19 protein-coding genes are annotated in these 20,036 nt (G+C 69.1%); 13 read left to right on the top strand and 6 right to left on the bottom strand.

The window, feature by feature from the left end; all coding sequences use genetic code 11:
• Positions 1-13: 13 nt before the first annotated feature.
• Both OCT48_RS14220 and greB read right to left on the bottom strand, forming a co-directional pair.
• Positions 14-295, bottom strand: a complete 282-nt coding sequence (locus OCT48_RS14220; RefSeq protein ID WP_263589786.1) for a hypothetical protein — start codon at positions 293-295, stop codon at positions 14-16.
• 305 nt (positions 296-600) lie between these two features.
• The gene (greB, locus tag OCT48_RS14215; protein ID WP_263589785.1) at positions 601-1,134 is read right to left on the bottom strand and encodes a transcription elongation factor GreB; all 534 of its coding nucleotides are present in this window, start codon (positions 1,132-1,134) and stop codon (positions 601-603) included.
• Between the two features lie 144 nt (positions 1,135-1,278).
• On the opposite strand from greB, the gene OCT48_RS14210 reads away from it, so the two are divergent.
• The 7 genes from OCT48_RS14210 (at position 1,279) to OCT48_RS14180 (ending at position 7,217) form a co-directional block, all read left to right on the top strand.
• Positions 1,279-1,920, top strand: a complete 642-nt coding sequence (locus OCT48_RS14210) for a hypothetical protein (RefSeq protein WP_263589784.1) — start codon at positions 1,279-1,281, stop codon at positions 1,918-1,920.
• 121 nt (positions 1,921-2,041) lie between these two features.
• Positions 2,042-2,689 carry an NUDIX domain-containing protein gene (locus tag OCT48_RS14205; RefSeq protein WP_263589783.1) on the top strand — a complete coding sequence of 216 codons (648 nt, stop codon included), beginning with the start codon at positions 2,042-2,044 and terminating at the stop codon, positions 2,687-2,689.
• A gap of 1 nt (position 2,690) precedes the next feature.
• On the top strand, positions 2,691-3,137 hold the full coding sequence (locus OCT48_RS14200) for a DUF1249 domain-containing protein (protein WP_263589782.1): 447 nt from the start codon (positions 2,691-2,693) through the stop codon (positions 3,135-3,137).
• Positions 3,138-3,153: 16 nt separating this feature from the next.
• Positions 3,154-3,879, top strand: a complete 726-nt coding sequence (locus OCT48_RS14195; RefSeq protein ID WP_263589781.1) for a metallophosphoesterase — start codon at positions 3,154-3,156, stop codon at positions 3,877-3,879.
• 114 nt (positions 3,880-3,993) lie between these two features.
• Positions 3,994-4,971: a sulfate adenylyltransferase subunit CysD gene (gene cysD, locus OCT48_RS14190; protein WP_412031011.1), complete on the top strand. Its 978-nt coding sequence runs from the start codon at positions 3,994-3,996 to the stop codon at positions 4,969-4,971.
• 1 nt (position 4,972) lies between these two features.
• Positions 4,973-6,400: a sulfate adenylyltransferase subunit CysN gene (gene cysN / locus OCT48_RS14185; RefSeq protein WP_263589780.1), complete on the top strand. Its 1,428-nt coding sequence runs from the start codon at positions 4,973-4,975 to the stop codon at positions 6,398-6,400.
• Between the two features lie 142 nt (positions 6,401-6,542).
• Positions 6,543-7,217: a zinc metallopeptidase gene (locus OCT48_RS14180; protein ID WP_263589779.1), complete on the top strand. Its 675-nt coding sequence runs from the start codon at positions 6,543-6,545 to the stop codon at positions 7,215-7,217.
• Between the two features lie 134 nt (positions 7,218-7,351).
• On the opposite strand, the gene OCT48_RS14175 is transcribed toward OCT48_RS14180, so the two are convergent.
• The 4 genes from OCT48_RS14175 to cmoA form a co-directional block, all read right to left on the bottom strand.
• A complete protein-coding gene (locus OCT48_RS14175) occupies positions 7,352-7,603 on the bottom strand; it encodes a GlsB/YeaQ/YmgE family stress response membrane protein (protein ID WP_263589778.1) in 252 nt (83 codons plus the stop codon).
• A gap of 147 nt (positions 7,604-7,750) precedes the next feature.
• The gene (gene cmoB / locus OCT48_RS14170; RefSeq protein WP_263589777.1) at positions 7,751-8,740 is read right to left on the bottom strand and encodes a tRNA 5-methoxyuridine(34)/uridine 5-oxyacetic acid(34) synthase CmoB; all 990 of its coding nucleotides are present in this window, start codon (positions 8,738-8,740) and stop codon (positions 7,751-7,753) included.
• 7 nt (positions 8,741-8,747) lie between these two features.
• On the bottom strand, positions 8,748-10,169 hold the full coding sequence (locus OCT48_RS14165; protein ID WP_263589776.1) for a phospholipase D-like domain-containing protein: 1,422 nt from the start codon (positions 10,167-10,169) through the stop codon (positions 8,748-8,750).
• 94 nt (positions 10,170-10,263) lie between these two features.
• Entirely contained in the window at positions 10,264-11,004 is a 741-nt protein-coding gene (gene cmoA, locus OCT48_RS14160) for a carboxy-S-adenosyl-L-methionine synthase CmoA (protein ID WP_263589775.1), read from the bottom strand.
• 83 nt (positions 11,005-11,087) lie between these two features.
• On the opposite strand from cmoA, the gene pgi reads away from it, so the two are divergent.
• From pgi to OCT48_RS14130, 6 genes are all read left to right on the top strand, one after another.
• Positions 11,088-12,773 carry a glucose-6-phosphate isomerase gene (gene pgi, locus OCT48_RS14155; RefSeq protein ID WP_263589774.1) on the top strand — a complete coding sequence of 562 codons (1,686 nt, stop codon included), beginning with the start codon at positions 11,088-11,090 and terminating at the stop codon, positions 12,771-12,773.
• 55 nt (positions 12,774-12,828) lie between these two features.
• Entirely contained in the window at positions 12,829-13,455 is a 627-nt protein-coding gene (locus OCT48_RS14150) for a YqiA/YcfP family alpha/beta fold hydrolase (protein WP_263589773.1), read from the top strand.
• A 47-nt stretch (positions 13,456-13,502) separates the two neighbouring features.
• Complete coding sequence (gene parE / locus OCT48_RS14145; protein WP_263589772.1) at positions 13,503-15,383, top strand: DNA topoisomerase IV subunit B; 1,881 nt, start codon at positions 13,503-13,505, stop codon at positions 15,381-15,383.
• Positions 15,384-15,634: 251 nt separating this feature from the next.
• Positions 15,635-17,896, top strand: a complete 2,262-nt coding sequence (gene parC / locus OCT48_RS14140) for a DNA topoisomerase IV subunit A (protein WP_263589771.1) — start codon at positions 15,635-15,637, stop codon at positions 17,894-17,896.
• A gap of 89 nt (positions 17,897-17,985) precedes the next feature.
• Positions 17,986-19,209 carry a phosphoserine phosphatase SerB gene (gene serB / locus OCT48_RS14135; RefSeq protein ID WP_263589770.1) on the top strand — a complete coding sequence of 408 codons (1,224 nt, stop codon included), beginning with the start codon at positions 17,986-17,988 and terminating at the stop codon, positions 19,207-19,209.
• Positions 19,210-19,282: 73 nt separating this feature from the next.
• Positions 19,283-19,540, top strand: a complete 258-nt coding sequence (locus OCT48_RS14130) for a TIGR02647 family protein (protein ID WP_263589769.1) — start codon at positions 19,283-19,285, stop codon at positions 19,538-19,540.
• Positions 19,541-20,036: the final 496 nt, after the last annotated feature.

The raw sequence follows: 20,036 nt of genomic DNA, 5'->3' as shown, positions 1-20,036 counted from the left end.
GGGTGAGTGGCGATTATTCGGCCATCGTCTCGCCTTCCATGCCGGTGCCTTCGTCCCCGCCTTCCATGCTGGTCTTGGCGGCCTTGAATTCCTCCTCGCTGAGGGCGCCATCGCCATCGGCATCCGCGGCCTCGAAGTCCAGGCCGGTCACGTCCGTGGCCTCCTCGGCGCTGAGGGCGCCATCGCCATTGGCATCCAGCTCTGTAAACTTGTCTGTGCCTTCGGCGATAGCAACACCGCTACCGAAGAGCAGGGCAATGGCCAGCAGCATCGATCTCAGGGTCAGTGTCTTCATGGTGCTCCTCCTGATCGTTCAGTGGACACGCTTTGGTTCATGCCACGAGCCGGGAGGCTCGCTTATCCAGTATTAGGCCATTTCCGTGCCACGCGCGGATTAATTTCTTGGTTCACAAAGACTTATTGCACGCGTCATGCGCAGGGTGTCGCGGGGCGGCGGCAGGGGATATCGATAGAGCGTCTCTTGTTGGAGACATGAATTCTCGCCCGGCGCCAAGCGCTTGATTCACCTGGCAGGGGAGTGTCGCCGAATCGCGGCAGGCACGCACGAGGTCGGCGAGGCGGCAGCGGCGATGCACTGCCCTAGGGCTGGCGGTAGTCGATCGCGGTGATCAGGTAGGTGGTCTCGCCGCCCGGGGCGGCCACCGTGGCCTCGTCGTCGAGCCCCTTGCCGAGCAGCGCCTTGGCCAGGGGGGCGTCGACGCTGATCCAGTGCCGGGTGGTGTCGGTCTCGTCGTGGCCGACGATGCGCAGGTGCAGCTCCTCGCCATCCTCGTCCTCGAGCGTCACGAAGGCGCCGAAGAACACTCGTCCGGTATCGGCGGGCAACCGGTCCACCACCTGGAGCTCGTCCAGGCGCTTGGTCAGGTAGCGGATCCGGGCGATCACCCGGTTCAGCTCCTTCTTGTTGTAGGTGTAGTCGGCGTTCTCGCTGCGATCGCCCAGGGCGGCCGCCTCGCCGACCTTGGCCGAGAGGGTGGGGCGCTTGACCCGCGAGAGGTGGTCGAGGATGCCCCGCAGGCGCTCGGCGCCCTCGGCGGTGATCAGGTTGCTCTTGGGCTCCTGGCGCGGGTCCTTGGCGGGGTCGCGCCAGCGCGTCATGTTGCGGCCTTTCATCCACGCCTCCCCTGGGTCGAAGAGTCGCAACATACGCCATTCCGGCGCGACTCGGCAACCGCGGCGGGCTGGCGAATAATTCAAACGTTCGTTACATTTCCGTGAGGTGCTCCCGCCCATGACCACAACGCCGAGGAAACCGCCATGTCGAGACGCCAACTGCTGGCCGCCACCGTCTGCCTGGGCCTGGCCGCCGCCCCCGTCGCCGAGGCGCTGGCCTGGGAGGACGGTGTCTTCTCGCTGAAGCAGCGCTGGGAGCATGTCACCACCGCCATGGAGGCGACGCGTCGCGAGGACGCCCTGTCGGCCCTGGCCGAGGAGTCCGCTGCCCTCGCCGAGGCCCATCCCGAGGCCAGCGAGGTGCTGGTCTGGCGCGGCATCATCCTGGCCTCCCTGGCCCGGGAGGCCGGCGGCCTGTCCGCCCTGGGCGCCGCCAAGGCGGCGCGCCGGGTGCTCGAGCGCGCCGTGGCGCTGGACCCCGCGGGCCATCGTGGCTCGGCCTACGTGACCCTGGGGGCCCTCTATGATCGGGCTCCCGGATGGCCGGTGGCCTTCGGCGACGAGGAGACCGCCGAGGCGATGTTCCGCAAGGCCCTGGCGATCCGCCCCGAGGGCATCGACGTCAATACCTACTACGCGGCCTTCCTGGAAGCGGAGGGGCGCGAGTCGGAGGCCCTGGCCCATGCGCGCCGCGCGGTGGCGGGCCAGGCCCGGGCGGGACGCGAGGCCTCCGACGAGGCGCTGCGCGACCGGGCCAGGGCCATGGTCGCCCGCCTCCAGGACTGATCCGCCTCGACATGCGGCCGCGGCACCAGGCGCCGAGGTCTGCTTCGGTCGGCGCTCGGTGACGGTTGGCAGCCTCCCCTGCGGTCATGATAATGGGGCATTCGCGAACACGGAGGCCCGCATGTCGCAGACCGATCACGCCAACCCGCCCGATGACCTGGCGGCCGCGCCCTTCGACGCCGAGGACGTGGAACTGCTCGAGCGACGCTGCCTCCACCGGGGGTTCTTTCGCCTGGAGGAGCTGCACCTGCGCCACCGTCTCTTCGAGGGCGGCTGGAGCGGGGCGATGGTTCGCGAGGTGCATCAGCGCCACGACGCCGTGGGGGTATTGCTCTACGATGTCGAGAGGGATGCGGTGGCGCTGGTGGAGCAGTTTCGTGCCGGCGCCCTGGATGACCCCGATTCGCCCTGGAAGCTCGAGATCGTCGCGGGGCTGGTGGAGCGCGGCGAGAGCCTGGCCGAGGTGGCCCGTCGCGAGGCCGAGGAAGAAGCCGGCTGCCGGGTGGGGGAGTTGATCGAGCTGCACACCTACTACCCCAGCCCCGGCGCCTGCAATGAGCGGGTCACCCTGTTCTGCGGCCTGATCGACAGCCGAGGGCTGGGCGGCATCCACGGCCTCGACGAGGAGCACGAGGACATCCGCGTCCACGTGCTCTCGTTCCAACGGGCCTGGGAACTCCTGCTGGCCGGGCGACTCGACAATGCCATGTGCCTGATCGCCTTCCACTGGTTGGCGGCGCAGCGGGCCTCACTGAGAGCAAGGAGGTAGCGTGTCGAGAAGTGCCTACGTCACCGACCTGAGGACCCTCCAGGGGGAGTGCACCGCCAACTATGTGCGGTTGATCCGCCTGCTGGGGGATCTCGAGGCCGGCGAGAGTCGCGAGGTGGAACTGGTCAACCAGGGGCGCCGCCTCGGTGCCCTGTGCCTCAAGGTCCAGGAGCGGGCCCCCTACACCAGTATCATCCGGGTCTCCCAGCATGGGGTCCTCGACGCACTGATCGACACGCCCCGCATGCGGGTCCACCTCTATCATGACGTGCGCATGGCGGAGGTCACCGACTTCCAGCGCCAGCGCCACTTCGATGGCCGCTATCGCTATCCCAACGCCCGCATGCACCAGCCCGACGAGAAGCTCCAGCTCAACCGTTTCCTCGGCGAGTGGCTCGACCACGGCCTGGCCCATGGCCACTCCCTGGACCTGCCGGAACTACCCTGAGGAGCCCAGTAGCCTGATGCGTCTCATCCAGGTCACCGATTGTCATCTGCATGCCGACCCCCTGGCGCGCTCGCGCACCGGCATCCCCCATCGCCAGTTCGAGCGGGTGGTGGTGGCGGCCGCGCGCCTGCGCCCCGATGCGGTGCTGGTCACCGGTGACGTCAGTCAGGACGAGACGGCGGCCTCCTATGCCCTGGCCGAGCGGGTCCTGGCCCGCTTCGACTGTCCCTGGTTCTGGCTGCCCGGCAACCACGACGCGCCGGATCCGATGGCCGAGTGCCGTCCCTTCCACGCCAGCCTCGACCTCGAGGACTGGCGTGTCCTGTTGCTGGATACCCAGGTGGTCGGCCAGGAGGCCGGCGAACTCGGCGAGGCGCGCCTGGCGGCCTTCGCCGAGCGTCTCGCCGACGACGACCGGCCGACCCTGGTGGCCATGCACCACCCGCCCCTGGCCGTCGGCTCGGCCTGGCTCGATGCGCTGGGGCTGGTCGACGCCGAGGCCTTCTGGCGTACCCTCGCCGGCCACGAGTGCGTCCAGGCGGTACTCTGCGGCCATATCCACCAGGCCTTCGTCGGGCATGGCCCGGTCGGGGTCCCGGTCTACGCCTGCCCCTCCACCAGCGACCAGTTCCTGCCCGGCAGCGAGACCTTCGCCGTCGACGAGGCGTCCCGCCCCGGCTTTCGCGTGGTCGACCTGCACGGCGGCGAACTCGCCACCTGGGTGGAGCGGGTCGAGCTCTAATATCTCTTTATCATATAAAAAGATAGATATTAATTCTTTTACGTTATTATCGTCATGACGATACCCTCTGCCGCATGATCCCAATCCGCCCATGTCATGCGAGGTAGCCGGGCCATGAACAGTCTTCATGCACCGACACGCGATAGTGCCGTCACGGCCGAGGGCAGCAGTGCCGCTGCCGGCCTGACGCCGCGGCGGCTGACCCATCTGCAGCAGCTGGAAGCCGAGTCCATCCACATCATCCGCGAGGTGGCGGCCGAGTTCTCCAACCCGGTGATGCTCTATTCCATCGGCAAGGACTCCTCGGTGATGCTGCACCTGGCGCGCAAGGCCTTCTATCCCGGGCCGCCGCCGTTCCCGCTGATGCACGTCAACACCACCTGGAAGTTCCGCGAGATGATCGAGTTCCGCGACCGCATGGCCGCGGAATCCGGCATGGAGCTGATCGAGCACATCAACCAGGAAGGCGTCGAGGCGGGCATCAACCCCTTCGAGCATGGCTCCAGCGGCTACACCGACGTGATGAAGACCCAGTCGCTCAAGCAGGCGCTGGACAAGTACGGCTTCGATGCCGCCTTCGGCGGCGCGCGCCGCGACGAGGAGGCCAGCCGCGCCAAGGAGCGCGTGTTCTCCTTCCGCGACAAGCATCACCGCTGGGATCCCAAGAACCAGCGTCCCGAGCTGTGGAACCTCTACAACGCCCGGGTCAACAAGGGCGAGTCGATCCGCGCCTTCCCGCTCTCCAACTGGACCGAGCTGGACATCTGGCAGTACATCTACCTCGAGTCGATCCCCATCGTGCCGCTGTACTTCTCCGCGCCGCGTCCGGTGGTGGAGCGCGACGGCATGCAGATCATGGTCGACGACGACCGCCTGCCGCTCGAGGAGGGCGAGGTGCCGGAAGAGAAGTGGGTGCGCTTCCGCACGCTCGGCTGCTACCCGCTGACCGGCGCGGTGGAGTCCAGGGCCACCACCCTGCCCGAGATCATCCAGGAGATGCTGCTGACCCGCACCAGCGAGCGCAGCGGCCGCGCCATCGACCACGACCAGGCCGGCTCGATGGAGAAGAAGAAGCGCGAGGGGTACTTCTAACATGTCACATCAATCGACACTGATCGCCGACAACATCGAGCAGTACCTGCACGAGCACGAGAACAAGGACCTGCTGCGCTTCATCACCTGCGGCAGCGTCGACGACGGCAAGTCGACCCTGATCGGCCGGCTGCTGCACGACTCCAAGATGATCTTCGACGACCAACTGGCGGCCATCACCCAGGCGTCGAAGAAGAGCGGCACCACCGGCGAGGAGGTGGACCTGGCGCTGCTGGTCGATGGCCTGCAGTCCGAGCGGGAGCAGGGCATCACCATCGACGTGGCCTATCGCTTCTTCTCCACCGACAAGCGCAAGTTCATCATCGCCGACACCCCGGGGCACGAGCAGTACACCCGCAACATGGCCACCGGGGCGTCCACCGCCGGGCTGGCGGTGATCCTGATCGACGCCCGCTACGGCGTGCAGACCCAGACCAAGCGGCACAGCTTCATCGCCGACCTGGTGGGCATCCGCCACCTGGTGATCGCGGTCAACAAGATGGACCTGGTGGAGTACAGCCAGGCGCGCTTCGACGAGATCGCCGCCGAGTATCGCGCCTTCGCCGAGCAGCTGGGCGCCGACGACATCCGCTTCGTGCCGCTCTCGGCGCTGAAGGGCGACAACGTGGTCAACAAGAGCGAGGCGATGGGCTGGTACGACGGCCCGGCGCTGCTCGAGCTGCTCGAGAGCGTCGAGGTGCGGGCCGACCACAACCTCACCGATCTGCGCCTGCCGGTGCAGTACGTGAACCGGCCGAACCTGGACTTCCGCGGCTATGCCGGGACCCTGGAAGCGGGCATCCTGCGCCCCGGCCAGGCGATCAAGGTGCTGCCCTCGGGCAAGACCTCGACGGTCGAGCGCATCGTCACCTTCGACGGCGACCTGGACGATGCCTATCCGGGCCAGGCGATCACCGTGACGCTGGAGGACGAGATCGATATCTCCCGCGGCGACTGGATCGTGGCCGCCGACGCCGAGGTGACCGAGGCCGCGGCCTTCGATGCCGACGTCGTGTGGATGAGCGAGCAGGCCCTGGAGCCGGGCCGCCAGGTCGACATCCGCCTCGCCGGGCGCTCGGTGCCCGGGCGGGTCGAGACCATCCACTATCAGGTGGACGTCAACACCCTGGAGCGGCATCAGGCCGAGCGCCTCGAGCTCAACGCCATCGCCCGCTGCCGGGTGGCGCTGACCGGCGAGGTGCCGATCGACGCCTACGAGCGCAGCCCGGGCACCGGCAGCTTCATCGTCATCGACCGGCTGTCCAACATCACCGTGGGCGCGGGCATGATCCGCGGTGCGGCCGACGCCGGCACCGAGGTGGCGCCGGGCGAGGTCGACTGGGCCGGCTTCGAGGTCGAGCTCAACGCCCTGGTGCGCAAGTACTTCCCGCACTGGGAGGCCAAGGACGTTCGCGAGTTGCTGAAGTAGCGATCGGCCCTGGCCGCCAGCGCGGGCCCGGCGACCCCTGGTCGCCGGGCCCGCTGCGTTTCATCGACGGGTCGCGTGGCGGGGAAACCGGTGCTGCCAGGCTGGGTCCAATGTCGCATCTCCGCTGGTGGAGTCTTCGCCGATGATCCTGTTGGCCATCGTCCTGTTGCTGGCCCTCTTCCTGCTGCCGAACCTCTGGGCCCGGTGGGTGCTCAGGCGTCATGGCGCGCCGCGGGACGACTACCCCGGCACCGGGGGCGAGCTGGCCGAGCACCTGCTCAGGCGACTCGGCATCGAGGGGGTGAGGGTGGAGATGACCGAGGGCGGTGACCACTACGACCCCCGGGCCCGACGGGTGCGGCTCGCACGGGAGCACTACGCGGGGCGCTCGCTCACCGCGGTGACGGTGGCGGCCCATGAGGTGGGGCATGCCATCCAGCACCATCAGGGCTATGCGCCGCTGGCGGCGCGCACCCGACTGGTCCAGTTGGCCCAGCGGGCCGAGAAGCTCGGCGCCCTGCTGATGATGGCGGCGCCGGTGCTGCTGGTGGTCACCCGGATGCCCGGCGGCACCCTGCTGATGGTGCTGGCGGCGGTGATCAGCTTCGGCACCGCGGCCCTGGTGCACCTGATCACCCTGCCGGTGGAGTGGGACGCCAGCTTCCAGCGTGCCCTGCCGCTGCTCGAGGACTACATCCCGGCCTACGACATGTCCGGTGCCCGTCATGTGCTTACCGCCTGCGCCTTCACCTATGTGGCCGCGTCCCTGGCCAGTCTGCTCAACCTGGGGCGGTGGCTGGCGATCCTGCGGCGTTGACTTTTCCAATGATGGCGATGTTGCCATGGCCTGTGTCGCTCCGGAGGGGGCAGGGGAGGTTCCTCGAGACGAAAAAGCCGCTGCGGGAGCGGCTTCGTAGGTTCCGTTCTGGTCGAGGTGCCCAGATCCGGGGCTCAGGCCTTCTTGAGCATCCTGTATCCCCCCAGCAGGATGACGGCGCCCACCACGGCCGTGATGAAGCTGCCCAGGCTGAAGTCGCCCATGGACCCCATGCCGACCATGGAGCCCAGCCAGCCGCCCACGAAGGCACCGGCGATGCCGATCAGGATGGTGACGATGATGCCGCCCGGATCCCTGCCCGGCATGATCCATTTGGCGATGATGCCGGCGATCAGGCCGAACAGGATCCACGATAGAATGCCCATGCTTGCGCTCCTTGCTTGGCTGCCGGGAACCCCGAGTCTGCCACAGTCCCCGCCCGTGGTGCAGGCGCCATGCCGAACGGAAAGACGCTCGAGCGATGTGCCGGACCACGGCGTGGGCGGGGGCGATGCTCGGCCGTGGCTAAACGCTCAACGCGGCCGGTTGGCGACCAGCACCGCCCGGCGCGGGGCGGGGTACCCCTCGCGGGTCCTGGTCGGGTCGTCGGGGTCGAGGAAGTCGGCCAGCGACTGGAAGGTCATCCAGTCGGTGGCGCGCTGCTCGTCCAGGGAGGTGTCGGCCTCGTCCACCACGCGGATGTTGTCGAAGCCGCAGCGCTCGAGCCAGCCACACAGGGCGGCGGAGGAGGGCAGGAAGTAGACGTTGGGCATGGCCGCATAGCGTTCCCCGGGCAGCAGCACCGTGGTGGCGTCGCCCTCCACCACCAGGGTCTCCAGCACCAGCTCGCCGCCGGGACGCAGCGCGGCCTTGAGCTGCAGCAGGTGCTCGAGCGGCGAGGGGCGATGGTAGAGCACGCCCATGGAGAAGACGCTGTCGAAGAAGGCCAGGTCCTCGGGCACCTCCTCGATGCCCACCGGCAGGAAATGCACCACGCCGCCGTCGGCATCGCCGACGAAGTGGCGCACCGCCTGGAACTGCCAGTAGAAGCGCGGCGAGGGATCGATCACCAGCACGAAGGCGGCCCCGCTGCCGGCCATGCGCCAGGCGTGGTAGCCGTTGCCGCCGCCCACGTCGAGCACCCGCCGGCCGGTCAGCGGCGCCAGGTGAGGCGCCACCCGTCGCCATTTCCAGTCGGAGCGCCATTCGGTGTCGATGTGCACCCCGCCGAGCCGATAGGGCCCCTTGCGCCAGGGCGCCAGGACCCGCAGCAGGTTCTCGCTCTGACGGCGTCGCGAGGCGTCGAGTTCGACGTCCACCGTCACGCTGTCGGCGTCCAGGTGCACCCGACGTGTCTCGGGCAGCCTCGGCAGCTTGGCCACGGCCTTCTCCCAGGCCGGCAGGTCGCCGTAGCGTTGGCGGTCCAGGCCCCGGGCCAGCTGCTCGGGAAGGCGTGCCAGCCAGGTGTCCAGGCCCTGGTCGACGAAGGCGTGGTAGAGGTCTCGGTGGGGTGTGGTGCTCATGGCTTTCCTAGAAGGTGGACCAGCCGCTGGCCTCCATCAGGCGGTAGCGCCAGTAGCGCCAGAGGGTGGCATCGTCGTGCTCGGGGAAAGGGCGGCTGTGGAGTTCGCCGTGCCGATTATGCCAGTAGCGGGCGAAGCTTTCCCGCGCCTGGCGAATCACCGGATGGTCGTTGCGGGCCTCCAGTTGGATATTGGCCTCGAAGTTGTGGTCGTCGAGGCTGCGACGGCTGAGATTGGCCGAGCCGATCAGCAGGGTGGCTGGGCGCCCGCCACCGTGGCGCAGCAGCCACTTGCCGTGGGCATGGGACCGGGCGTTGCCGTTCCAGCGGATGGCCAGCCCCGCACGGGCCAGCTCTCGGGCCGTCTGGCGGTTGGGGATGCCGGGGCTGGCGCGGCCGAAATGGCTCTCATTGGGGTCGAGCAGCAGGCGTAGCGTCACGCCGCGACGATGCGCGGCGAGCAGGGCGTGGATCACTCGGCGGTGGGCCAGGTAATAGGCGCATAGCTCGAGCGTCTCGCCGGGCCGCGCCTTGCGGACGATCGTCAGCAGGGCGTCGCGGATGGCCCCCTCGGTGAGCAGTCGCAGGCGGGGCAGGGCGGGGGCAGGGTCGGCGGGAGGCGGCGCGGGGCAGCGTGGCGTGCCGATGAGCCCGGAGCGGCGCGCCAGGGCCAGCTCGCTGTGCAGCAGGTCCAGGGCCGCGGGTCCGGACAGGCGCAGGGCGGCGTTGCGGTAGTCGCGGCTGTCGCTGTCGGCGTTGGCCGAGCTCACCACCGCCTGCCAGCCGTCGCCGTGGTCGACCACCAGGGTCTTGCGGTGGTTGGCGTGGAGGTTGAGCAGCGACAGGTAGCTGCGCAGGGTGACGCGTCCGGCCCCCAGGGGATTGGGGAGCCAGCCGCCTCGCGGCGAGTTGCCGAGCGGGCGGAACAGGCCGCGCCACAGGGCCGTCCAGCCGGGGTTGGGATCGCGTCCCGGGGTCAGGTCGCAGATGACCGTCCGGATCCCGGCCTGGCGCAGCGCCTCGAGCTGGGGGGCGGGGCATCCGCCATAGCAGTGATTGATGGGGTCGACCAGGACCACCGTCTCGAGCCCCGGCACCTGGGTCTTGCGGCGGATCAGGGCCTGGCAGAGCGAGCGTCCCACGGGGCCGTCGTCGAGCATGAAGAGGTCGACCACCACCAGACGGCGGGCCTGGTCGATCAACCGTTGCCACTCGGCGAAGATGGTCTGGTGGCGCTGCAGCTGCCCCCGAGCATCGAGGAAGGCCTCGTCGAGCAGCAGGGCGAGTGCCTCGGCGCGGCGCCAGGAGCCGCGCACGTGCAGGCCCTGGGGCAGCGGCTTGCGACTGTGCCACCAGGCGGTGGCCAGCCAGGCGGTGGCCAGCCAGGCGGTGACGGCGGCCAGCAGCAGGCCGCCGAGCCATACGCTCATGCATCCTCCCGGGAGTCTGTCGGATTCGGCCGATCGTCACGCAAGACACGGGTCGGCGTTGCGTCCGACAGGCTCCTCGCCTCGCCGGTGCGGGTCACTCCTTGAAGGCGATCAGCGAGGCGAAGTTGAGGTACTGGAACCAGGTCAGCGAACGGGCGAAGCCGGCCCGCGCCAGGCGCGCGTGGTGGGCGGCCAGGGTGTCCGGCATCAGCACGTTCTCCAGGGCGGTGCGCTTCTGGCTGATCTCCAGCTCGCTGTAGCCGTTGGCCCGCTTGAAGTCGTGGTAGCGTTCCACCAGCCAGGCGTTGTCCTGCTCGTCCTCGGCGACGACCTTCTCCGAGAGCACCAGCACGCCACCGGGCTCGAGCGCCTCGAAGAGGCGGGCGATGACGGCGTCGCGATCCCCCGGGGCGAGGAACTGCAGGGTGAAGTTGAGCAGGATCATGCCCGAGGCCCGGTAGTCGAGGTCGCGGATATCGCCCTCGACCACCGACATGGCGTGCTCGGGACATTCGGCGCCCAGTGTCTCCCCGGCCCGCTCGACCATGGCCGGCGAGAGGTCGACCCCGGTGTAGCGGAAGGCCTCCGGCGGCAGCTGGCCGGCCAGTGCCAGCCCGGCGGCCCCCAGCGAGCAGCCCAGGTCGTAGACATGGCCGCCGTGGCGCAGGTGGCGCCGGGCCAGCGGGCCCAGCATGGCCAGGATCTGGCCGTAGCCGGGCACCGAGCGGCGAATCATGTCGGGGAAGCAGGCCACCACCCGCTCGTCGAACGAAAAGCGCGCCACCCGGTCCAGGGGTGTGGAAAAGATGGCGTCACGGTAAGATGCGTCACTCATAGGCAGGGAATCATGGGCTGGAAGCCCGCCATTCTACGCTCCCCTGTTGTCGGCTGCACGACAGGATGTCCAGGAGGAATTCCATGAGCCATACCCCCATCGACCAGCAGCGGGCCTGGTGTGCCCTGGCCGAGCATGCCGCCGGCATGAGACGCCGGCACCTGCGCGACCTCTTCGTCGAGCAGCCGGGCCGCTTCGAGACCTTCAGCCGCAGCGCGGCCGGCCTGACCCTCGATCTCTCCAAGCAGCGCTGGACCGGCCAGACCCTCGACCTGCTGCTCGACCTGGCCCGGGACGCCGGGGTCCCCGAGGCGATCCGCGGCCTGCTGGCCGGCGAACGCGTCAACCGCAGCGAGGACCGTCCGGCCCTGCACACCGCCCTGCGCCTGCCCGCCGAGGCCCGCCTCGAGGTCGACGGCGAGGACCTGGTGCCCTCGGTGCATGCCACCCTGGAGCGCATGGCCACCATGGTCGAGCGCTTTCACGCCGGCCAGTGGCGGGGCGCCACCGGCAAGCCGATCCGCGACGTGGTCAACCTCGGCGTCGGCGGCTCCGACCTGGGGCCGCTGATGGTCACCCACGCCTTGGCCGACTACCGTCCCGAGGGCGTCCACCGTATCGACGTGCACTTCGCCTCGACCATGGACGGCTCGCAGCTGGCCGACTACCTGACCCGGCTCAACCCCGAAACCACGCTGTTCGTGCTGTCGTCCAAGTCCTTCACTACCATCGACACCCTGTCCAATGCCCGCACCGCGCGGGACTGGCTCAAGTCGCGGCTGCTGGGTGCCGCCGGCGAGGAGGGCGTCGACGAGGCGCTGGTGATGCGCCAGCACTTCATCGGTGTCTCGGCGAGCCCCGAGAAGATGGCCGAGTGGGGCATCGCCGACGACCACCAGCTGGAGTTCTGGGAGTGGGTCGGCGGCCGCTACTCGCTGTGGGGCGCCATCGGCCTGCCCATCGCCCTGGTGGTGGGCATGGCGCAGTTCCGTGGCCTGCTGGCCGGCGCGCATGCCATGGATCGCCACTTCAGCGAGGCGGCGCTCGCCGACAACCTGCCCGTGCTGCTGGCGCTCGCCGGCATCTGGAACGTCAACTTCCTGGATATCCGTGCCCACTCGATCCTGCCCTATGACGGCCGCCTCGAGTATTTCGCCGCCTACCTCGAGCAGCTGGAGATGGAGTCCAACGGCAAGTCGGTGACCCACGATGGCGACCAGGTCGGCTATTCCACCTGCCCGGTGCTGTGGGGGCAGCTCGGCCCCAACGCCCAGCACGCCTTCTACCAGCTGCTCCACCAGGGCACCCAGGCCGTGGAGTGCGACTTCATCGCCCCCCGGGTGCGCTACGACGACGTGCCCGATCCGGCCACCCGCGATCACCTGATGGGGCAGCACCGCCTGACGCTGGCCAACTGCTTCGCCCAGTCGCGGGTGCTGATGCTCGGCGACGATGCCATCGAGGAGGACGGGCCGCGGCCGGAGTACAAGCACTACCGGGGCAACCAGCCGTCCAGCACCCTGCTGCTCGACCGCCTGACCCCCGAGACCCTGGGGGCGTTGATCGCCCTCTACGAGCACAAGGTGTTCGTCCAGGCGACCATCTGGGACATCAATCCCTTCGACCAGTGGGGGGTGGAGCTGGGCAAGAAGATCGCCGGCGAGACCCAGCACACCCTGGAGCATCGCACCGGCCTCGAGGGCATGGACGACTCCACCCGCGGCCTGATCGAGGCGGTCTGGTCGGCCGAGGCGGAGCATGGCCGATGAGGCCAGCGCGATCGGGGCGATCCATCGGGCTGGCCATATATACAGGGGTTCGGGTATGCTGAGTCCCGCCTGCCCGCGCGTGCCGACCACCGGGGTCCTCTACCTCCACGGCTTCAACAGCGGCAGCGCCTCCCCCAAGGCGGCGTTGATGCGGGAGGCCTGCGTTGACCTCGGGCTGCCCTGTGCCACCCCGGACCTGCCGCACCGCCCCGACCAGGCGCTGGACGCGGCGACGGCCCGCCTGGCCGAGCTGGGCGAGTACCCGCTGGTGGTGGGCAGCTCCATGGGCGGCTTCCTGGCGACGGTGCTCGCCGAGCGCCACGACCTGCCCGGGGTGCTGGTCAACCCGGCGGTGGCTCCCGGGCGCCTGGTGGCGGACTGGGTCGGCGAGGCCTTCGTCAATCCCTACAGCGGCGAGCGCTTCCTGGTCGAGGAGGCCCACCGGCGAGCGCTGGCGGCGATGACGCCCGAGCGCATCGTGCCGGGGCGTTACCTGCTGCTGCTGGGCACCGCGGACGAGACTCTCGAGGCCGGCGACGCCTTCGCCTTCTACCAGGGGGCCAGGACCGTGCTGCACCCGGGCGGCGATCACGGCTTCGCCGCCCTGGCCGACTACCTGCCGGCGATCCTGGCCCAGGGCGGCCATGCCCTGGCCCCCGGCCGGGTGGCGGCGCGGGACTGAACGCCGGGGGCAGGCAATGGAATCATGCACAGCAACCGGATGACGTCATGACACAATACAGCGCCAGCTCCATCGAGGTGCTTGCCGGGCTCGAGCCGGTGCGCAAGCGCCCCGGCATGTACACCGATACCTCGCGGCCCAACCACATGGTCCAGGAGGTCATCGACAACAGCGTGGACGAGGCGCTGGCCGGCCATGCCCGAGCCATCGGCGTGCGACTCTTCGAGGACGGGGGCGTCGAGGTCAGCGACGACGGTCGTGGCATGCCCATCGACACCCACCCGGAACACGGCGTCTCCGGGGTCGAGTTGATCATGACCAAGCTGCATGCCGGCGGGAAGTTCTCGGCCTCGAGCTACCGCTTCTCCGGCGGCCTGCACGGGGTCGGCGTCTCGGTGGTCAATGCCCTGTCCCGGCGCCTCGAGGTGGAGGTGCTCAAGGGCGGGGAACGCCACGGCATGGCCTTCGAGCACGGCGAGAAGGCCTCGCCCCTGGAAGTGATCGGCTCGGCCGCCAAGCGCGCCACAGGCACCGTGGTGCGCTTCTGGCCGGAGCCCGGCTACTTCGACTCGCCGAAGCTGTCGCTGTCCCGGCTCAAGCACCTGCTGCGGGCCAAGGCGGTGCTCTGCCCGGGACTCGAGGTCACCCTCGTCGAGCCCGACGGTACCCAGAGCGTCTGGCAGTTCGAGGATGGCCTGCGCGACTACCTGGCCCAGACCACCGACGGTTTCGAGGTGCTGCCCGCGGCCCCCTTCGTCGGGCACTTCGCCGACGACGAGCATGGCGTGGACTGGGCCATCCAGTGGCTGCCCGAGGGCGGCGAGCCGCTGCTCGAGAGCTACGTCAACCTGATCCCCACGCCCCAGGGCGGCACCCACGTCAACGGCCTGCGCTCGGGGCTGCTGGAGGCCCTGCGCGAGTTCTGCGAGTACAGAAGCCTCTTGCCGCGGGGCGTCAAGCTCACCGCCGAGGATCTCTGGGAGCGGGTCGCCTACGTGCTCTCGGTGAAGATGCTCGACCCCCAGTTCGCTGGCCAGACCAAGGAACGGCTGTCGTCGCGGACCGTGGCCGGCTTCGTCTCGGGGGTGGTCAAGGATGCCTTCTCGCTGTGGCTCAACCATCACGTCGACCAGGGCGAGGCCCTGGCGGACCTGGTGATCAGCGCCGCCCAGCGCCGCCAGAAGAGTGCCAAGAAGGTGGCGCGCAAGAAGGTCACCTCGGGGCCGGCGCTGCCCGGCAAGCTGGCCGACTGCTCGGGCCAGGACCCGGCCGGCAGCGAGCTGTTCCTGGTGGAGGGGGACAGCGCCGGCGGCAGCGCCAAGCAGGCTCGCAACCGCGAGACACAGGCGATCCTGCCGCTGCGCGGCAAGATCCTCAACACCTGGGAGGTCGAGTCCCACGACATCTACGGCTCCCAGGAGGTCCACGACATCGCCGTGGCCGTGGGCATGGACCCGGGCAGCGACGACCTCTCCAAGCTGCGCTACCACAAGATCTGCATCCTGGCCGATGCCGACTCCGACGGCCTGCACATCGCCACCCTGCTGTGCGCGCTCTTCGTGCGGCACTTCCCGGCCCTGGTGGACGCCGGCCATGTGTTCGTGGCGATGCCGCCGCTGTACCGCATCGACCTGGGCAAGGAGGTCTTCTACGCCCTCGACGAGAGCGAGAAGGCCGCCATCCTGCGCCAGCTCGAGGGCCGGCGCGGCACCCCCAACGTCCAGCGCTTCAAGGGCCTCGGCGAGATGAGCCCGCTGCAGCTGCGCGAGACCACCATGGCTCCCGAGACCCGCCGGCTGGTGCAGCTGACCCGCGAGGCCGGCGACGGCACCCTGGAGATGATGGACATGCTGCTGGCCAAGAAGCGTTCCGCCGACCGCAAGAGCTGGCTGGAGGACTACGGCAATCTCGCCGAAATAGAGGTCTGACCCGGCTTCGCCGGGAGCTGTAAGCCGTAAGCTTGAAGCTGGAAGAAATACCGAGGCGAGCGGCGCCGGGGACAGCCCGCAGCGGAGGTCCTATGCCATGGATGGCATCGGTAGCGCCCAGGGAAGGGTTTACAGCGCCTCCGCCCAGGGCGGTTGCCGGATAGGCCGCGATTCGAAGCCGCGGACTCCGATGAGTTTTCAGTGGGACAATCCCCAAACGATTCCACGATCGTGAATAAGGTCAAATTGCCATGACCATGGATATCCAGGTGGCGGAGGGCGACGTCGAGCGCCTGTCCCTTCGCGAGTACACCGAGAAGGCGTACCTCGACTACTCGATGTACGTCATCCTCGACCGGGCGTTGCCGCACATCGGCGACGGCATGAAGCCGGTCCAGCGGCGCATCGTCTACGCCATGCGCGAGCTGGCGCTCTCGGCCAGCGCCAAGTACAAGAAGTCGGCGCGCACCGTCGGCGATGTGCTGGGCAAGTTCCACCCCCACGGCGACAGCGCCTGCTACGAGGCCATGGTGCTGATGGCCCAGCCGTTCAGCTACCGCTATCCGCTGGTGGACGGCCAGGGCAACTGGGGCAGCCCCGACGACCCCAAGTCCTTCGCCGCCATGCGCTACACCGAGGCGCGGCTGTCCAAGTTCGCCGAGGTGCTGCTCGCCGAGCTCGGCCAGGGCACCGTGGACTGGACCCCCAACTTCGACGGCACCATGCAGGAACCGGTGGTGCTGCCGGCGCGGCTGCCCCATGTGCTGCTCAACGGCGGCACCGGCATCGCCGTGGGCATGGCCACCGACATCCCGCCGCACAACGTGGGCGAGGTGGTCGAGGCCACCTGCCACCTGCTGCGCCACCCCGAGGCCACCACCTCCGACCTGATGGGCTACCTGCCGGGGCCGGACTTTCCCACCGAGGCCGAGATCATTACCCCGCGGGCCGAGCTGCGCAAGGTCTACGAGGCCGGCCGCGGCTCGGTGAAGATGCGCGCCCGCTATACCCGGGAGGAGGGCAACGTGGTGATCACCGCGCTGCCCTACCAGGTCAGCGGCGCCAAGGTGCTCGAGCAGATCGCCGGCCAGATGCAGGCCAAGAAGCTGCCCATGGTCGCCGACCTGCGCGACGAGTCGACCCATGAGGAGCCCACCCGGCTGGTGATCGAGCCGCGCTCCAACCGGGTCGACATCGAGGCGCTGATGGCGCACCTGTTCGCCACCACCGACCTCGAGAAGAACGCCCGCATCAACATGAACGTGATCGGCCTGGACGGCCGGCCGCGGGTGCTGCCGCTGCCCGAGCTGCTCGGCGAGTGGCTGCGCTTCCGCCGCAGCACCGTGCGCCGGCGCCTCGAGCATCGCCTGGGCAGGGTCCAGGATCGCCTGCACATCCTCGAGGGCCTGCTCGCCGCCTACCTCAACATCGACGAGGTGATCCGCATCATCCGCGAGGAGGACGAGCCCAAGGCCGCGCTGATCGAGGCCTTCGGCCTCAGCGAGCGCCAGGCCGAGGCGATCCTCGAGCTGCGCCTGCGCCACCTGGCCAAGCTCGAGGAGATGAAGATCCGCGGCGAGCAGGACGACCTCGAGGCCGAGCGCGCGCGCCTGGAGGAACTGCTGGGCTCCGAGGCCGCGCTCACCGACCTGATCGAGGAGGAGCTGCGCGCCGCCGCCGAGGACTACGGCGACCCGCGGCGCTCGCCGCTGGTCGAGCGCGAGGAGTCACGGGCGCTCTCCGAGGTCGAGCTCGTCGGTGCCGACCCGGTCACCGTGGTGCTCTCCGAGAAGGGCTGGATCCGCAGCGCCAAGGGTCATGACATCGACCCCGCGGGGCTGTCCTACAAGGCCGGCGATCGCTTCCACCTCGCCGCCCGCGGCAAGACCAACCAGCCGCTGGTGCTGCTCGACGACACCGGGCGCGCCTATAGCCTGACCGCCCACAACCTGCCCAGCGCCAGGAGCCAGGGCGAACCGGTCACCGGGCGGGTCAACGTCGCGGCCGGGGCGCACATGGCCGGTGTCCTGCTGGGCCCGCCGGCCACCCGCTACCTGCTGGCCTCGGACGGCGGCTACGGCTTCGTCGCTCGCCTCGAGGCCCTGACCGGCAAGAACAAGTCGGGCAAGGCCGTGCTCTCGGTGCCCAAGGGCTGCAGCGTGGTACCGCCGCTGGTCGTCCCCGAGGGTGACGGCGTGAGCGTGGCGGCGGTGTCCAACGAGGGCCGCCTGCTGGTCTTCCCGCTGGACCAGCTGCCGGAGCTCGCCAAGGGCAAGGGCAACAAGATGCTCGATATCCCCGGGGCCCGGGCCGCCCGCCGCGAGGAGTTCCTCCGCGATCTGGCGCTGCTGGCCCCCGGCCAGGCGCTGGTGGTGCACGCCGGCAAGCGCAAGCTGACACTGAAGGCCGCCGATCTCGACTACTATCGGGGGGAGCGCGGTCGCCGCGGCAGCAAGCTGCCCCGTGGCCTGCAGAAGGTCGATCGATTGGAAAGCTTGAAGCCGGAAGCTTGAAGCTTGAAGAAAACCCGGCTCGGCGCTGGAAAACGGCACACTTCCGGCTTCCAGCTTCCAGCTTCGAGCTTCTAGCTATCGGGGTTGCAATGACTAGACGACTGTTGATCCGCGCGACCGGTACCGCCAGGCCCGGTCAGCTCGCCGGCCTGGGCAAGGCCCTGGCCCAGAGCGGCGCGCGGCTGCTGGACATCAACCAGAGCGTGACCTTCGGCATCCTCTCGCTGGAGGCCCTGGTGGGGCTCGACCGCGACGCCGACCTCGAGGGGGCGCTGGCCGCCGCCGGGGACAGCCTCGGCCTGGATGTCCAGGCGGTCCAGGTCAGTGCCGAGGACTACCACCGCTGGAGCGTGCAGGCCAGCCAGCCGCGCCTGATCCTGACCCTGCTGGCGCCGCACCTGCCGGCGGGGATCCTCGCCGAGGTGGGGGCCCTGACCGCCGAGCAGGACCTCACCGTGGAGCTGATCCATCGTCTCTCCGGTCGCGAGCCCCTGGACGGCGGCGTCCCCGGCGAGCATGACGCCATCCAGGGCGCCTGCGTCGAGTGCTGGCTGCGCGGCGAGGACATCGATCTCGAGACCCTGCGCGAGAAGGCCCTGGCGCTGGGCGCGGCGCACGGCGTCGACATCGCCCTGCAGGAGGATTCCATCTGGCGCCGTCATCGTCGCCTGGTGTGCTTCGACATGGACTCGACGCTGATCCAGGCCGAGGTCATCGACGAGCTGGCGCGCCGCCACGGGGTCTATGACGAGGTGGCCGAGATCACCGGACGGGCCATGCGCGGCGAGCTGGACTTCCAGCAGAGCTTCCGCGAGCGCATGAGCAAGCTGCGTGGCCTCGACGAGTCGGTGCTCGCCGAGATCGCCGAGGAGCTGCCGCTGATGGACGGCCTGGAGCGGCTGATGCATCACCTCAAGCGCCTGGGCTATCGCACCGCCATCCTCTCCGGCGGCTTCACCTACTTCGCCCGCCACCTTCAGGAAAGGCTCGGCTTCGACGAGGTGCATGCCAACGAACTGGTCATCGAGGACGGCAAGGTGACCGGCGAGGTCCGCGAGCCGATCGTCGATGCCGACCGCAAGGCACTGCTGCTGCACGAGATCGCCGCGCGCGAAGGGCTGACCATGGAACAGACCATCGCCGTGGGCGACGGCGCCAACGACCTCAAGATGCTGGCCGCGGCCGGCCTCGGCATCGCCTTCCGGGCCAAGCCGCTGGTCCGCCAGCAGGCTCGGCACTCGATCTCGACCCTGGGCCTCGATGCGGTGCTCTACCTGATTGGCTACCGGCAAGGTGACCTGGAGGCGCCGTGAGACGGTTTTTGCTGGCACCGCGAGGCCTGTCGGGGTAGCGTCGGGGCACACCAACAAGACCAAGGAACGCGCCATGACCCAGCTTCGCTATACTCCGGAACTGCTCGACGAGCTCAACGTGCTCGGCCTGTTCAGCCCGGTCAACCACCAGGAGGGCATCAAGGTGCACTCGAGCGCCGAGCCGTCGATGATCGCCGCCACCCAGCGGCTGTTTCGCAAGGGCTTGGTCACCCAGGCCGATGGCGGCTACCTGACCGTCCTGGGCCAGGAGGCGGCCGATCATGCCCGCGACCTGCTGACCCTGCTCGACGCGGCGGAGGTAACCACCTGAGCCCGCTCCGACAGGCCCGGAGGTAGAGGCTAGTCGGAGCCCGTGGCGGGGCCAGCGTGGCAGGGGAATCGCAGCTAAACTCAGCGAGGAGCGCCGGGGACAGGTCGAAGAGGGGGTCCTACGCCAGGGATGGCGTCGGTAGCGCCCAGGGAAGGGTTCACAGCGCCCCCTCGGAGACCTGTCCCCGGGGTAGTCCCGAGCGGCACGGTTAACTGCAATAGCCCTGGCCGGCGAGGGGGGAAAGTTGACAAGCCGCGCCCGGCCTGATTCTCTAGGCACATGAACATGACATCGTACGACCTCGTTCTCGACCTACGACTACTAGCCCGCCACTGAGCGCGCCGGGTGATGCCGTGTGCATCGCCCACCTGTCACGGTCGAATCGAGGTTGTCACATGTCCACCACCGTCCCTGCCATTGCCATGACCATCGTCCCCATCCCCGGGTCTCGCGCTGTCCGCCGTACGGGCGCGATGCCGATGGTCGATACCGTACA

It is taken from the genome of Halomonas sp. M4R1S46, assembly GCF_025725685.1.
GTDB lineage: Bacteria > Pseudomonadota > Gammaproteobacteria > Pseudomonadales > Halomonadaceae > Halomonas.
The sequence above is the reverse complement of the archived record's forward strand: the minus strand, read 5'-3'. Positions and strand labels throughout refer to the sequence as shown.

Excerpts from the sequence above, each read along its gene's own strand:
- OCT48_RS14220 (WP_263589786.1), bottom strand. The coding sequence starts at position 295 with ATGAAGACACTGACCCTGAGATCGATGCTGCTGGCCATTGCCCTGCTC.
- greB (WP_263589785.1), bottom strand. The coding sequence starts at position 1,134 with ATGAAAGGCCGCAACATGACGCGCTGGCGCGACCCCGCCAAGGACCCG.
- OCT48_RS14210 (WP_263589784.1), top strand. The coding sequence starts at position 1,279 with ATGTCGAGACGCCAACTGCTGGCCGCCACCGTCTGCCTGGGCCTGGCC.
- OCT48_RS14205 (WP_263589783.1), top strand. The coding sequence starts at position 2,042 with ATGTCGCAGACCGATCACGCCAACCCGCCCGATGACCTGGCGGCCGCG.
- OCT48_RS14195 (WP_263589781.1), top strand. The coding sequence starts at position 3,154 with ATGCGTCTCATCCAGGTCACCGATTGTCATCTGCATGCCGACCCCCTG.
- cysD (WP_412031011.1), top strand. The coding sequence starts at position 3,994 with ATGAACAGTCTTCATGCACCGACACGCGATAGTGCCGTCACGGCCGAG.
- cysN (WP_263589780.1), top strand. The coding sequence starts at position 4,973 with ATGTCACATCAATCGACACTGATCGCCGACAACATCGAGCAGTACCTG.
- OCT48_RS14180 (WP_263589779.1), top strand. The coding sequence starts at position 6,543 with ATGATCCTGTTGGCCATCGTCCTGTTGCTGGCCCTCTTCCTGCTGCCG.
- OCT48_RS14175 (WP_263589778.1), bottom strand. The coding sequence starts at position 7,603 with ATGGGCATTCTATCGTGGATCCTGTTCGGCCTGATCGCCGGCATCATC.
- cmoB (WP_263589777.1), bottom strand. The coding sequence starts at position 8,740 with ATGAGCACCACACCCCACCGAGACCTCTACCACGCCTTCGTCGACCAG.
- OCT48_RS14165 (WP_263589776.1), bottom strand. The coding sequence starts at position 10,169 with ATGAGCGTATGGCTCGGCGGCCTGCTGCTGGCCGCCGTCACCGCCTGG.
- cmoA (WP_263589775.1), bottom strand. The coding sequence starts at position 11,004 with ATGAGTGACGCATCTTACCGTGACGCCATCTTTTCCACACCCCTGGAC.
- pgi (WP_263589774.1), top strand. The coding sequence starts at position 11,088 with ATGAGCCATACCCCCATCGACCAGCAGCGGGCCTGGTGTGCCCTGGCC.
- OCT48_RS14150 (WP_263589773.1), top strand. The coding sequence starts at position 12,829 with ATGCTGAGTCCCGCCTGCCCGCGCGTGCCGACCACCGGGGTCCTCTAC.
- parE (WP_263589772.1), top strand. The coding sequence starts at position 13,503 with ATGACACAATACAGCGCCAGCTCCATCGAGGTGCTTGCCGGGCTCGAG.
- parC (WP_263589771.1), top strand. The coding sequence starts at position 15,635 with ATGACCATGGATATCCAGGTGGCGGAGGGCGACGTCGAGCGCCTGTCC.
- serB (WP_263589770.1), top strand. The coding sequence starts at position 17,986 with ATGACTAGACGACTGTTGATCCGCGCGACCGGTACCGCCAGGCCCGGT.
- OCT48_RS14130 (WP_263589769.1), top strand. The coding sequence starts at position 19,283 with ATGACCCAGCTTCGCTATACTCCGGAACTGCTCGACGAGCTCAACGTG.